This is a genomic window from Citrobacter sp. CK198, assembly GCF_030333295.1.
Classification (GTDB): Bacteria; Pseudomonadota; Gammaproteobacteria; order Enterobacterales; family Enterobacteriaceae; genus Citrobacter_B; species Citrobacter_B koseri.
In genome coordinates, this window is the sequence record NZ_JAOWGE010000034.1 from 107,406 (window position 1) to 120,062 (window position 12,657).

The window sequence follows — 12,657 nt, forward strand, 5'->3', positions numbered from 1 at the left end:
TGAACGTTTTCCGAATGTGCTGTCCCGCCCTCCTTTTTTGCTTTCAACTTACCGGTATAGATGGTTTTTTAATCTCACAAGGACAAGACCAACCGGAGAAAAAAATGGGTCATCAGATGCACACGCAGCAAAAAGTGGGGTGGGGCGGTTATCTCGCCTTTTTTATTACCATTATCCTTTTTTCAGGCATGTTCGCGAAAAGTACAGAATGGTGGCGAGTGTTTGATTTTACCGTGCTCAATGGCGCGTTTGGCCTGGTTAACACGGCAGGCGACACGGCGGTTTCATTTCGCGGCACTGGCGGTACCGGGGCGAGAGACGGCTTTTTATTCGCACTGGAGCTGGCGCCATCGGTTATTTTATCGCTCGGCATTATTTCCGTGACGGAAGGGCTGGGCGGACTGCGCGCCGCGCAGCAGTTGATGACGCCGATACTCAGGCCGATCCTGGGCATCCCCGGCATTTGCTCTCTGGCGCTTATCGCCAATTTGCAAAATACGGATGCCGCCGCCGGGATGACCAAAGAGCTGGCGGAAGAGGGCGTGATTACCGAACAGGAACGGGCGATTTTCGCCTGCTGGCAGACAAGCGGCAGCGCGATTCTGACGAACTACTTCTCATCAGGCGCCGCGCTATTTGCCACGATAACCGTACCGGTTATTACGCCGCTGGCGGTCATTTTAGTCTTCAAATTTATCGGTGCGAACCTGTTGCGGGTGTGGATCGCGCAGCTTGAACATCGTCGTATGAAACAGGAGGCCTGAAATGAGCGCACAGGTACGTAAAAACGTCATGGATCTGTTTATCGACGGCGCGCGGCGCGGTTTTACCATCGCCACCACCAGCCTGTTGCCCAACGTCGTCATGGCCTTTGTCATTATTCAGGCGCTGAAGGTGACGGGGTTGCTGGATATCGTCGGGCGAGTGTGTGAACCGGTAATGGCGCTATGGGGTTTGCCGGGAGAATCGGCGACCGTTCTGCTGGCTGCGGTGATGAGTATGGGCGGCGGCGTGGGCGTCTGCGCCAGCCTGGTGGTTACTGGCGCGCTGTCCGGTCACGATGCCACTGTGCTGTTACCCGCCATTTACCTGATGGGCAACCCGGTTCAAAATGTAGGGCGCTGCCTGGGAACGGCGGGCGTTCATCCGCGTTATTACCCGCATATTATTGCGGTGTGCGTGATTAATGCCCTGGTCTCTATTTGGGTAATGCAGGCTATTGTTTAAAAAGGACTATCATGGACTGTTCCATTCTTAATCTGACGCTTTTTCAGCGCGGACACGTATATGCCCCGGACGATCTGGGCCAGCAGGACATTCTGGTTGCCAACGGCAAAATTGTCGCTATTGCGCCGACTATCGCTGCGGAAGACTTCCCCGGTTGCCAGCAGGTCGATCTCCACGGTGATATCGTCTGCCCGGGATTTATCGATCAGCATGTTCATCTCATCGGCGGTGGCGGCGAAGCCGGGCCGCATACCCGTACGCCAGAGGTGCGGCTGTCACGGTTGGTTGAAGCTGGTATTACCTCCGTTGTCGGGCTGCTGGGAACGGACGGCATCACCCGTCATCCTGAATCTCTGCTGGCGAAAACGCGCGCGCTGGAATATGAAGGGATCAGCGCATGGATGTTAACGGGGGCGTATTCTCTGCCTTCGCCAACCATTACCGGGAGCGTCGATCGCGATGTGGCGTTGATTGATAAAGTGATTGGCGTGAAATGCGCCGTCTCCGATCATCGTTCTTCGGCGCCGAATTCCGCCGCGCTGGCGACAATGGCGGCGCAGTCCCGCGTGGGGGGATTACTGGGCCAGAAGCCGGGAATCAGCGTCTTTCATATGGGCGACAGCCCACACATGCTGGAACCGCTGTACGATATTCTCGCCAATGCCGATGTCCCCATCACGAAACTGCTGCCGACGCATGTTAACCGCGCCGAACCGCTGTTCCAGGCGGCGCTGGAGTACGCGCTTGATGGCGGCTACATCGATATTACCAGCAGCATTGATGAACCGATCGATCCGGCGACGGCCATCGTGACAGCCTTGCGCCATGAGGTTCCGCTGTCGCGCATTACCCTGAGTTCTGATGGCAACGGCAGCCAGCCGGAATTTGATGAGCATGGAAATTTGACGGGCATTGGCGTGGCGGGTTTTGAGTCGCTGATCGGCACGCTGCGTCAGTTAGTTACGCAGCATAAACTGCCGCTGGAGCAGGCGCTGCGTCCGCTTACCCGCACCGTTGCGGAATTTCTCGGCTTTGAGCATAAAGGACGTCTGGCGGCGGGTTGTGACGCCGACATTCTGGTGCTGAATCAGGCGCTGGAAGTCAGCTATCTGTGGGCGAAAGGCAAAGCGGTGGTGAAAGATGGCAAAGCGTGCGTGAAAGGAACGTTTGAATAAACGACGCGTATGCCGGATGGCGGCGTAAACGCCTTATCCGGCCTACGGGGTTGTGCGAATCAGGCCTGATAAGACGCGTTAGCGTCGCATCAGGCTTTATCCGGCAAAACGTAAATCAGGCGTTTTCTTTCAGCCAGTTCAGCACCACATCGTGGTGGTTACTGGTTTTAAAGTCGTCAAATACGTGTTCGATCTTGCCGTCAGCGTCGATCAGGAAGCTGATGCGATGGATGCCGTCGTAGGTTTTCCCCATAAAGGATTTTTCCCCCCAGACGCCGAATTGCTCGCAGACCTGATGATCCTCATCGGACAGGAGCGTAAAGTTAAGCAGCTCTTTTTCGGCGAAACGAGACAGTTTTTCAGGTTTATCGGTGCTGATCCCCAACACGTCTACGCCTGCTTTTTTCAGATCGTCCATGTTATCGCGTAAACCACAGGCCTGTACGGTACAGCCGGGCGTCATGGCTTTAGGGTAGAAATACACCAGTACGCGCTGTCCCTGGAAGTCGGTCAAATTTACTTGTTCTCCGTCTTGATCCGGCAAGCTAAATTTCGGTGCGATGTCACCGGCTTTCAGTGGATTCATTACTTAACTCCATCCTGTTCATCATGTTGTGAGTAATTAACAACGTTAATACTGCCTTGCGCATTGAGTTCTGTACATAGTGCTTTAAAGGCATGCTCAATATTTACGGCATCATGAGATGCCGGACTGTGCGCGGTGATTTGAACAAACAGCTGTGCAGCCTTTTCATTTTCAGCAGGTTGCGTGCGGGAGACCAGCTCAGCGATGTTCATCTGATGGCTGTCGAAAAGCGCGGTAAAACGTTCAATTAAATGCGGAGAATCTTCCACCTCGACCTGTACCCATACCGTTGCGGGCATGGCCGGACGGGGGCGAGCAGTGGTGCGCTTCATCACAATCAATAAATCCAGCTCTGCGCCTTTCAACGGCAAGGTTGATTCAATCAGGGTGATGGCGTTCCAGGAGCCAGACAGCAGCATGATAAACGTGAATTCATCGCCCAACATGGCCAGTCGGCTGTCTTCGATATTACAGCCGCAGCTGCTGACATGGCGGGTGATAGTATTCACAATTCCCGGGCGATCGGCACCCAGCGCAGTGATAACCAGGTAATGTTGTGATGACGATGTCAAACCGGTTCTTCCTTTGAGAGGTGAGGTAATCATAAGGAAAGCATAAAAAAAACCTGCATACAATAATCAGAAGGGCTATGGTCTCTTGCTTTTATTGTCGTACCAAACGTACCATTGAGAAACTTGTTTGCACAGAGGATGGCCCATGTTCACGGGAAGTATTGTCGCGCTTGTTACACCGATGGATGAAAAAGGTAATGTCTGCCGGTCAAGCCTGAAAAAACTGATTGATTATCATGTCGCCAGCGGTACCTCGGCGATTGTTTCTGTTGGCACCACCGGCGAATCCGCCACGCTGAGCCATGACGAGCATGGCGATGTGGTCATGATGACGCTGGAGCTGGCGGACGGGCGTATTCCGGTTATCGCCGGAACGGGCGCGAACGCGACGGCGGAGGCCATTAGCCTGACGCAGCGTTTCAACGACAGCGGCGTTGTCGGTTGCCTGACAGTGACGCCTTACTACAACCGCCCGACTCAGGAAGGTCTGTTCCAGCATTTCAAAGCCATCGCTGAACATACTGACCTGCCGCAAATTCTGTATAATGTGCCGTCCCGTACAGGCTGCGATATGCTGCCGGAAACCGTCGGCCGTCTGGCGAAAGTAAAAAATATTGTCGCAATCAAAGAGGCGACAGGGAACTTAAGTCGGGTTCACCAGATCAAAGAGCTGGTTTCAGACGATTTTATTCTGCTCAGCGGTGATGATGCGACCGGGTTGGACTTCATACAGCTCGGCGGTCATGGCGTGATTTCCGTTACCGCGAACGTTGCGGCGCGTGATATGGCGGAAATGTGCAAACTGGCGGCGGAAGGTCGTTTTGCCGACGCGCGGGTGATTAATCAGCGTCTGATGCCGTTACATAACAAACTATTTGTCGAACCCAATCCGATCCCGGTGAAATGGGCATGTAAGGAGTTGGGACTTGTGGCGACCGATACGCTGCGCTTGCCGATGACGCCGATCACCGATACGGGTCGTGAGATTGTCAAAGCGGCGCTCAAGCATGCCGGTTTGCTGTAAAGTTTAGGGAGATTTGATGGCTTACTCAGTACAAAAGTCGCGCCTGGCCAGGGTTGCGGGTGTTTCGCTCATTATGCTGCTCGCGGCTTGTAGCTCTGACTCGCGCTACAAGCGCCAGGTGAGCGGTGATGAATCCTATCTGGAAGCCGCGCCGCTTGCTGAACTTCATGCGCCAGCAGGGATGATTCTGCCGGTAACGACGGGCGACTATAACATTCCGGTGACCAACGGCAGCGGCGCTGTCGGCAAAGCGCTGGACATTCGTCCGCCTGCTCAGCCGTTAGCGCTGGTGACCGGCGCGCGTACCCAGTTTACGGGCGATACCGCAACCTTGCTGGTAGAAAATGGTCGCAATACCAACCTGTGGCCGCAGGTTGTCAGCGTGATTCAGTCCAAAAACTACACGATTGAAAAACGTGATGACGCCAGCCAGACCCTGACGACCGATTGGGTTGAATGGAACCGTCTGGATGAAGACCAGCAGTACCGTGGACGTTATCAAATCTCGGTGAAACCGCAGGGTTATCAGCAGGCTGTAACGGTGAAACTGGTGAATCTGGAACAGGCTGGCAAGCCTGCCGCAGATGCCGCTTCGCTACAGCGTTATAGCGCTGAGATGATGAACGTAATCTCGGCGGGTCTGGATAAAACCGCCACCGACGCTGCGAACGCCGCGCAAAACCGTTCTGCCGCCACGATGGATGTGCAGAGCGCCGCAGATGACACCGGTTTGCCAATGCTGGTCGTCCGTGGGCCGTTCAACGTGGTGTGGCAGCGTCTGCCAGCCGCGCTTGAAAAAGTGGGCATGAAAGTGACCGACAGCACGCGTTCTCAGGGCAGCCTGGCAGTGACCTACAAACCGCTGTCTGACAGCGGCTGGCAGGATCTGGGCGCAACCGATCCGGGTCTGTCGTCCGGCGACTATAAATTGCAGGTGGGCGATTTAGACAACCGCAGTAGCCTACAGTTTATCGATCCGAAGGGGCATACCCTGACGCAGAGCCAGAACGACGCGCTGGTTGCCGTCTTCCAGGCAGCGTTCAGCAAGTAAAAATTGAGGGGCTGGAGCAATCCAGCCCTTTTTTCTGATATGATACGCAAACGTGTGCGTCAGCAGAAAAACGCAATTTTTACCGTAATTTCGCCCCCAGGCTGTAGGTCGGATAAGGCAATGCCGCCATCCGGCAAAGTGTGGCAGAAAATGAATTTTTATCGTTAATTCACACCAGGAGTAATAAAGATGCAAAAGCAAGCTGAGTTGTATCGTGGTAAAGCGAAGACCGTATACAGCACGGAAAACCCGGACCTGTTGGTGCTCGAATTCCGCAATGATACGTCAGCAGGGGATGGCGCGCGCATTGAACAGTTTGATCGCAAAGGGATGGTGAACAACAAGTTTAACCATTTCATCATGACCAAACTGGCAGAAGCGGGCATCCCGACCCAGATGGAGCAGTTGCTGTCCGATACCGAGTGTCTGGTGAAAAAGCTGGATATGGTGCCGGTCGAGTGCGTGGTGCGTAACCGTGCGGCTGGTTCTCTGGTCAAGCGTCTGGGCATTGAAGAAGGCATCGAACTGAACCCGCCGCTGTTCGACCTGTTCCTGAAAAACGATGCGATGCACGATCCGATGGTCAACGATTCTTACTGCGAAACCTTCGGCTGGGTGAGCAAAGAGAATCTGGCGCGCATGAAAGAGCTGACCTACAAAGCCAACGACGTGCTGAAAAAGCTGTTTGACGATGCCGGTCTGATCCTGGTCGATTTCAAACTGGAGTTTGGTCTGTACAAAGGCGAAGTAGTGCTGGGCGATGAATTTTCCCCGGACGGTAGCCGCCTGTGGGACAAAGAAACGCTGGATAAAATGGACAAAGACCGTTTCCGCCAGAGTCTGGGCGGCCTGATCGAAGCCTATGAAACCGTCGCACGTCGCCTGGGCGTGCAGTTAGATTAATTCTTCCCCCGTCAGCATCAACCGGAGAGTCAACGCTCTCCGGTTTTTCTCTACCACCATTATTCTAATGGTAATCTTGCGCTGAACCGCCTACGATCATCATCATAATGAATAGTATGTTGAGGTGATTATGCGCTGGCAAGGGCGTCGTGAAAGTGACAATGTAGAAGACAGACGCAATAGCTCCGGCGGCCCGTCAATGGGCGGGCCGGGTTTTCGTTTGCCCAGCGGCAAAGGCGGAATTATTCTGCTGATTGTCGTGCTGGTGGCGGGCTATTACGGGGTGGATCTTACCGGTTTAATGACCGGGCAGCCGATTTCTCAGCAGGAAACGACGCGTTCTATCAGTCCAAATGACGACGAGGCCGCGAAGTTTACCTCTGTCATTCTGGCGACCACAGAAGATACCTGGGGTCAGCAGTTTGAGAAAATGGGGCGCACATATCAGCAGCCTAAGCTGGTGATGTACCGTGGCGCGACGCGCACAGGATGCGGTGCGGGTCAGTCCGTGATGGGGCCGTTCTATTGCCCGGCGGATGGCACGGTCTACATCGATCTTTCCTTCTACGATGACATGAAAAACAAACTGGGCGCGGATGGCGATTTTGCCCAGGGTTACGTTATCGCCCACGAAGTGGGGCACCATGTGCAAAAACTGTTGGGCATCGAACCGAAGGTCCGTCAGCTGCAACAGACCGCATCGCAAGCGGAAGTGAACCGACTCTCCGTACGTATGGAGCTACAGGCGGATTGCTTCGCGGGCGTCTGGGGGTACAACATGCAGCAACAGGGCGTGCTGGAATCCGGCGATCTGGAAGAAGCGTTGAATGCGGCGCAGGCGATTGGCGACGATCGTCTGCAACAACAAAGTCAGGGACGCGTGGTGCCGGACAGCTTCACTCACGGCACTTCCGAGCAGCGCTATACCTGGTTTAAACGCGGTTTTGATAGCGGCGATCCGGCACAATGTAATACCTTCGGCAAAGGTTTTTAACATACCGGGGCAGGGATGTCTGACAATGACGCATTGCGGGCGCTAACCGCACAAATGGCGCAGGAAGGGATTCGTCGGCTGCTGGTGCTCAGCGGCGATGCGTCCTGGTGTCGTGAACGGGCGCTGGCGCTGCGAGAAGCATTGGCTGGCGACTGGCTGTGGGTGGCAACCGATGCGCCCGCCGCGCCGCACTGTACGCCGCAGGCGTTACAAACGCTACTGGGACGCGAGTTCCGCCACGCGGTTTTTGATGCGCAGTTAGGGTTTGATGCCTCGGCATTTGCGGCGCTGAGCGGCACGCTGCGAGCCGGAAGCTGGCTGGTGCTGCTGACGCCGCCGTATTCTGCATGGGAATCCCGTCCCGATGCGGACTCGCTGCGCTGGAGCGACTGCCCGCAGCCTGTTGCAACGCCACATTTTATCCAGCACCTCAAACGCGTGATGTCCCGTGACGAGCAGGCGCTGCACTGGCAGCAGTCTCAACCGTTTTCATGGCCGCGCTTTCCTGCCCGTCCCCACTGGCGACCCGCTACGGGTGAACCACAGCCTGAGCAGGCCGCGATTTTGCGGCATCTGCTGCGGATGCCGCCCGGCGTGGCCGCCGTTACGGCAGCGCGAGGTCGGGGTAAATCGGCGCTGGCCGGGCAGTTAATTTCGCGGATGAGCGGGACGGCCATTGTAACTGCGCCGTCGAAAGCGGCGACGGACGTGCTGGCGCAGTTTGCCGGTGAGAAATTTCGCTTTCTCGCTCCTGATGCGCTGTTGGCGGGCACGGAGACGGCCGACTGGCTGATTGTCGATGAAGCGGCGGCAATCCCCGCGCCGCTGCTGCATCGCCTGGCGTCGCGTTTTTCACGCATATTGTTGACCACCACCGTTCAGGGCTATGAAGGGACGGGACGCGGTTTTCTGCTGAAGTTCTGCGCCCGTTTTCCTCATCTCCGGCGTTTTGAACTGCGACAGCCTGTTCGCTGGGCGCAGGGGTGCCCGCTGGAACAATGGGTCGGCGAAGCGCTGATATTCGACGACGAGACGTTTGCCCATGCGCCGCAGGGGGCGATTCGGTTCTCTGCTTTTACGCAGGCGCTCTGGCATACCGGGCCGGCGCAGCCGCTGGCGGTGTATCAGCTGCTTTCCGGCGCGCACTACCGTACCTCTCCACTCGATCTGCGTCGCATGATGGATGCGCCGGGGCAGCATTTTCTCGGCGCTTTTACGGCTGAGCGGGTGGCGGGGGCCGCCTGGCTGGTGGAAGAGGGCGGATTATCGGCCGCGCTGAGCCAGGCCGTGTGGGCGGGCTATCGTCGCCCGCGTGGAAATCTTGTCGCGCAGTCGTTGGCCGCTCATGGTGGCGATCCGCTGGCGGCGACGCTGACCGGGCGTCGGGTGAGCCGTATTGCCGTCCACCCGGCCCGCCAGCGGGAAGGGATTGGGCAGCAGCTGATCGCTGAGGCATACGGCGGCGCCAGCCGATGCGACTATCTCTCCGTCAGTTTTGGTTATACCGCCGAACTCTGGCGATTCTGGCAGCGTTGCGGTTTTGTACTGGTGCGGATGGGGAACCACAAGGAGGCGAGCAGCGGCTGTTATACGGCGATGGCTTTGCTGCCCATCAGCGAGGCTGGCGCGCGGCTGGCGCACCGCGAGCACCAGCGTTTGCGCCGGGATGCGGAGATACTTGCTCGCTGGAACGGCGAAGCGATCCCGGTTATCCCGCTGAAAGCGTCTACGCTTAATGATGATGACTGGGATGAACTGGCGGGCTTTGCGTTTGCCCATCGACCGTTGCTCACGTCGTTAGGCTGTCTGAGTCGACTGCTTGAGCGCTGCGAGCTGGCGCTCCCCGCGCTGCGTGGACGCCTGGAGGAGAAGTGCAGCGACGCGAATCTGTGTATCCGGCTGGGTTTGCCTGGGCGTAAAGCGCTGCTTGTCGCTCAGCGCCGGGAAGTCGCCCATGCGCTTACCGTGCTGGATGACGAACGGGCGCAGCGGTTACGCGAACGCGTTTTGCAATGGCAATTTTTTCACTAACTCCTTCAATTTCCTGGCATGGTCATTGTGATTAAGCGGCGTAGAATCTGTTCTATCAGTTAAGGAGATCGCCATGAAACATGACCATTTTGTTGTTCAAAGCCCCGATAAACCCGCGAAACAACTGCTGTTGCTGTTTCATGGCGTGGGCGATAACCCGGTCTCAATGGGAGAAATTGGCTCCTGGTTCGCACCGTTGTTTCCAGAGGCGCTGGTGGTCAGCATTGGCGGCGCGGAACCTTGTGGCCCGGCGCCTGGGCGTCAGTGGTTTTCGGTTCAGGATGTGACGGAAGAGAACCGCCAGGCGCGGGTTGATGCGATTATGCCGGTGTTTATCGAGACGGTTCGCTACTGGCAGAAACAGAGCGGCGTTGGGCCGGAGGCTACCGCGCTGATTGGGTTTTCGCAGGGGGCGATTATGTCTCTTGAAAGCATCAAGGCCGAGCCGGGTCTGGCATCGCGCGTGATTGCTTTCAACGGACGCTACGCCAGCTTGCCGGAAACCGCCACGACCGCCACAACGGTACATTTGATTCACGGCGGTGAAGACCGGGTGATTGAGTTATCTCATGCGGTTGCCGCACAGGAAGCGTTAGTCCGTGCCGGAGGCGATGTGACGCTGGATATCGTCGAGGATTTAGGCCATGCGATTGACGATCGCAGCATGCAGTTTGCGCTCGACCATTTGCGCTATACCGTGCCGAAACACTACTTTGATGAAGCGTTGAGCGGCGGTAAGCCGAATGATGATGATATTATTGAAATGATATAAGCCGGAACTGAACCGTAGGCCGGATAGGGCGAAGCCGCCATCCGGCATTCAGACGGTATGTTGCCTGATGGCGACACGCTTATCAGGCCTACAGGTTTATCTGACTATTTCTTTGGCTGATCTTTCTTCGGCCAGTCGTCGTCATCGTCCCACTTATCGTTAAAATCACGATGCGGGGGCAGCTCCGGTTTATTGGCGAGGAATTTTTTGTGATCGACCCGCTTGAGGTCTTTGATCACATTGATCAGTACGCCCACCAAAAACACCAGCACCAGAATCCACCAATATTTTGCCAGCCAGTCCATGCTTATTTCCTCTTACAGGAACACGCGTCAGGCGACGAGTTGTTCCATGATACGTTGATACATGCGGGCAAGCAGTTGCAGATCGGCTGCATTAACACATTCATTAATTTTATGAATGGTGGCGTTGACCGGCCCGAGTTCGACTACCTGCGCCCCCATACGCGCAATAAAGCGCCCGTCGGACGTTCCACCCGTAGTGAGTAACTGCGGTTTTATCTCATTATAGTGCTCAATGGCGTTCACCACCGCATCCACCAGCTTGCCGCGCGCCGTCAGGAACGGCTGGCCGGAAAGCCACCAGTCCACCGTGTAGCGTAATTGATGTTTATCCAGCAGCGCGTGAACGCGCTCTTTGAGAGTCTCATCGGTCAGTTCGGTGCTGAAGCGGAAATTGAACTGAATAAACAGCTCGCCCGGAATGACGTTATTGCTGCCGGTGCCAGCCTGAATGTTGGCAATCTGCATACTGGTCGCCGGGAAAAATTCATTTCCCTGATCCCACTCGATCGCCACCAGTTCATTCAACATCGGCGCTGCGCGATGCACCGGGTTATCCGCCAGATGAGGATAAGCGACGTGCCCCTGCACACCGTGGATCGTCAGGTTGCAGGTCAGCGACCCGCGACGGCCATTCTTGACCACATCCCCGACGATTTCAGTGCTGGACGGTTCGCCGACTAGGCAATAGTCCAGACGTTCGTTACGCGCCATCAGCGTTTCGACCACCTTCACGGTGCCGTTTTTCGCGCTGGCTTCTTCATCCGAGGTGATAAGGAACGCCAGACGCCCCTGATGATCTGGATGCTGGGCGACGAAACGTTCAGCCGCAACGACCATCGCCGCCAGAGAGCCTTTCATGTCTGCCGCACCACGGCCAAACAGCATTCCGTCGCGGATTGTCGGCTCAAAAGGCGGGTTGATCCAGCGATCGACATCACCCGCAGGTACGACATCGGTATGCCCGGCAAAGGCCAGCGTTTCGCCTTGTCCGCGCCATGCCCAAAAATTCTGTGTATCGCCAAAATCCATATGCTCAACGGTAAAACCGATTGCACGCAGGCGTTCAATCATTAACGCCTGGCATCCTGCGTCATCTGGACTCAGGGAAGGGCGGCGAATAAGCTGCTGTGTCAGCTCAATAACCGGGCACGACATAGACTACACCTCATCAAAAAACTGCTGATAACTGGATTCGCTAAAACCCAGCAGCATAGGCTTCCCGGTCGCGCAGAGCAATGGGCGTTTGATAATTGCTGGCATTTCAGTCATTAATGCTGCGGCGGACGCCGCATCCGTGATGCCGTTACGCGTGGCTTCATCAAGTTTACGCCATGTCGTTCCGCGCGTATTCAGCAGGGGTTGCCAGCCTGACTCCGCAATAAACGTATTCAATAACGCGGCATCGATTCCGTCTGCGCGGTAATCGTGAAAGCGGTAGTCAATACCGTGAGCCTCCAGCCAGCGTCGCGCCTTTTTAATCGTGTCACAATTTTTGATGCCGTAGACGGTGATCATGTTGAATCCTTTTACGCGAATTACGAATAATTAAGCAATATTATCGTGGTATCCGTCAGTGCGGAACTGCCATATACCGGTTATTTATCATGACATAATAAACGGTAAATATAACATTGTTGAACTCTTGTGAATAATAATTCTGAAATGTTGCTTAATGAGCATCCCATCGGGAAGTATAAATCCAGCGAACTGCAATAGGCTGTTTCTTAACTGAAATGAGCGCGGTTTTCAGAAGTGGATTAATGTTTCAAAATATTGCAGTAAGTCACATAAAATTTATGGTTACAGGGTCATAGTAATGCCATGAACCCCATTCACCGGAGGATGTAATCACTGCAATCGGTTAAATTATCTTCTCTTGAGGATAATGTTTTCGTAGAATAGCCATAATAATAAGAGAGGTTGTTATGATTGAACGTGAACTGGGGAACTGGAAAGATTTTATCGAAGTTATGCTTCGCAAATAAATTTCTGGAAGATATCCTGATCCTGAAAAGGA

The 12,657-nt window shown here is 55.2% G+C and carries 15 protein-coding genes; 10 read left to right on the forward strand and 5 right to left on the reverse strand.

What is annotated here, in order from left to right; translation table 11 throughout:
- The first annotated feature begins 104 nt into the window (after positions 1-104).
- From OGY62_RS15610 to iadA, 3 genes are read left to right on the forward strand one after another with little or no spacing between them, the layout of a single operon-like run.
- On the forward strand, positions 105-764 hold the full coding sequence (locus OGY62_RS15610) for a nucleoside recognition domain-containing protein (RefSeq protein ID WP_049009692.1): 660 nt from the start codon (positions 105-107) through the stop codon (positions 762-764).
- Between the two features lies 1 nt (position 765).
- Positions 766-1,227, forward strand: a complete 462-nt coding sequence (locus OGY62_RS15615) for a YjiG family protein (protein WP_047462074.1) — start codon at positions 766-768, stop codon at positions 1,225-1,227.
- An 11-nt stretch (positions 1,228-1,238) separates the two neighbouring features.
- Positions 1,239-2,402: a beta-aspartyl-peptidase gene (gene iadA / locus OGY62_RS15620; RefSeq protein ID WP_200030503.1), complete on the forward strand. Its 1,164-nt coding sequence runs from the start codon at positions 1,239-1,241 to the stop codon at positions 2,400-2,402.
- A gap of 115 nt (positions 2,403-2,517) precedes the next feature.
- Here iadA and bcp read toward each other — a convergent pair whose 3' ends face one another.
- Positions 2,518-2,988, reverse strand: coding sequence for a thioredoxin-dependent thiol peroxidase (gene bcp, locus OGY62_RS15625; protein ID WP_012131300.1), 471 nt, complete (start codon positions 2,986-2,988; stop codon positions 2,518-2,520).
- Positions 2,988-3,560, reverse strand: coding sequence for a glycine cleavage system transcriptional repressor (locus OGY62_RS15630; protein WP_024130128.1), 573 nt, complete (start codon positions 3,558-3,560; stop codon positions 2,988-2,990). Before OGY62_RS15630 ends, bcp begins: the two co-directional genes overlap by 1 nt.
- A gap of 145 nt (positions 3,561-3,705) precedes the next feature.
- On the opposite strand from OGY62_RS15630, the gene dapA reads away from it, so the two are divergent.
- The 6 genes from dapA to ypfH all read left to right on the forward strand — a co-directional run bounded on the left by dapA (position 3,706) and on the right by ypfH (position 10,335).
- A complete protein-coding gene (gene dapA, locus OGY62_RS15635) occupies positions 3,706-4,584 on the forward strand; it encodes a 4-hydroxy-tetrahydrodipicolinate synthase (RefSeq protein WP_012131302.1) in 879 nt (292 codons plus the stop codon).
- Positions 4,585-4,600: 16 nt separating this feature from the next.
- On the forward strand, positions 4,601-5,635 hold the full coding sequence (bamC, locus tag OGY62_RS15640; RefSeq protein ID WP_012131303.1) for an outer membrane protein assembly factor BamC: 1,035 nt from the start codon (positions 4,601-4,603) through the stop codon (positions 5,633-5,635).
- 189 nt (positions 5,636-5,824) lie between these two features.
- Positions 5,825-6,538 (forward strand): phosphoribosylaminoimidazolesuccinocarboxamide synthase, encoded by a 714-nt coding sequence (gene purC, locus OGY62_RS15645; protein WP_012131304.1) that lies wholly within the window; start codon positions 5,825-5,827, stop codon positions 6,536-6,538.
- A gap of 130 nt (positions 6,539-6,668) precedes the next feature.
- On the forward strand, positions 6,669-7,532 hold the full coding sequence (gene ypfJ, locus OGY62_RS15650) for a KPN_02809 family neutral zinc metallopeptidase (RefSeq protein ID WP_286460268.1): 864 nt from the start codon (positions 6,669-6,671) through the stop codon (positions 7,530-7,532).
- 15 nt (positions 7,533-7,547) lie between these two features.
- Positions 7,548-9,563: a tRNA(Met) cytidine acetyltransferase TmcA gene (locus tag OGY62_RS15655; RefSeq protein WP_286460269.1), complete on the forward strand. Its 2,016-nt coding sequence runs from the start codon at positions 7,548-7,550 to the stop codon at positions 9,561-9,563.
- 73 nt (positions 9,564-9,636) lie between these two features.
- Positions 9,637-10,335 (forward strand): esterase, encoded by a 699-nt coding sequence (gene ypfH / locus OGY62_RS15660; RefSeq protein ID WP_058667868.1) that lies wholly within the window; start codon positions 9,637-9,639, stop codon positions 10,333-10,335.
- A 104-nt stretch (positions 10,336-10,439) separates the two neighbouring features.
- Here ypfH and OGY62_RS15665 read toward each other — a convergent pair whose 3' ends face one another.
- The 3 genes from OGY62_RS15665 to OGY62_RS15675 are packed head-to-tail and all read right to left on the reverse strand — an operon-like array spanning position 10,440 to position 12,155.
- The gene (locus OGY62_RS15665; RefSeq protein ID WP_012131308.1) at positions 10,440-10,640 is read right to left on the reverse strand and encodes a YpfN family protein; all 201 of its coding nucleotides are present in this window, start codon (positions 10,638-10,640) and stop codon (positions 10,440-10,442) included.
- Between the two features lie 27 nt (positions 10,641-10,667).
- Complete coding sequence (gene dapE, locus OGY62_RS15670; RefSeq protein WP_012131309.1) at positions 10,668-11,795, reverse strand: succinyl-diaminopimelate desuccinylase; 1,128 nt, start codon at positions 11,793-11,795, stop codon at positions 10,668-10,670.
- A 3-nt stretch (positions 11,796-11,798) separates the two neighbouring features.
- The gene (locus OGY62_RS15675; protein WP_012131310.1) at positions 11,799-12,155 is read right to left on the reverse strand and encodes an ArsC family reductase; all 357 of its coding nucleotides are present in this window, start codon (positions 12,153-12,155) and stop codon (positions 11,799-11,801) included.
- A gap of 410 nt (positions 12,156-12,565) precedes the next feature.
- On the opposite strand from OGY62_RS15675, the gene ypfM reads away from it, so the two are divergent.
- A complete protein-coding gene (gene ypfM, locus OGY62_RS15680; protein WP_001386977.1) occupies positions 12,566-12,625 on the forward strand; it encodes a protein YpfM in 60 nt (19 codons plus the stop codon).
- Positions 12,626-12,657 lie beyond the last annotated feature (32 nt).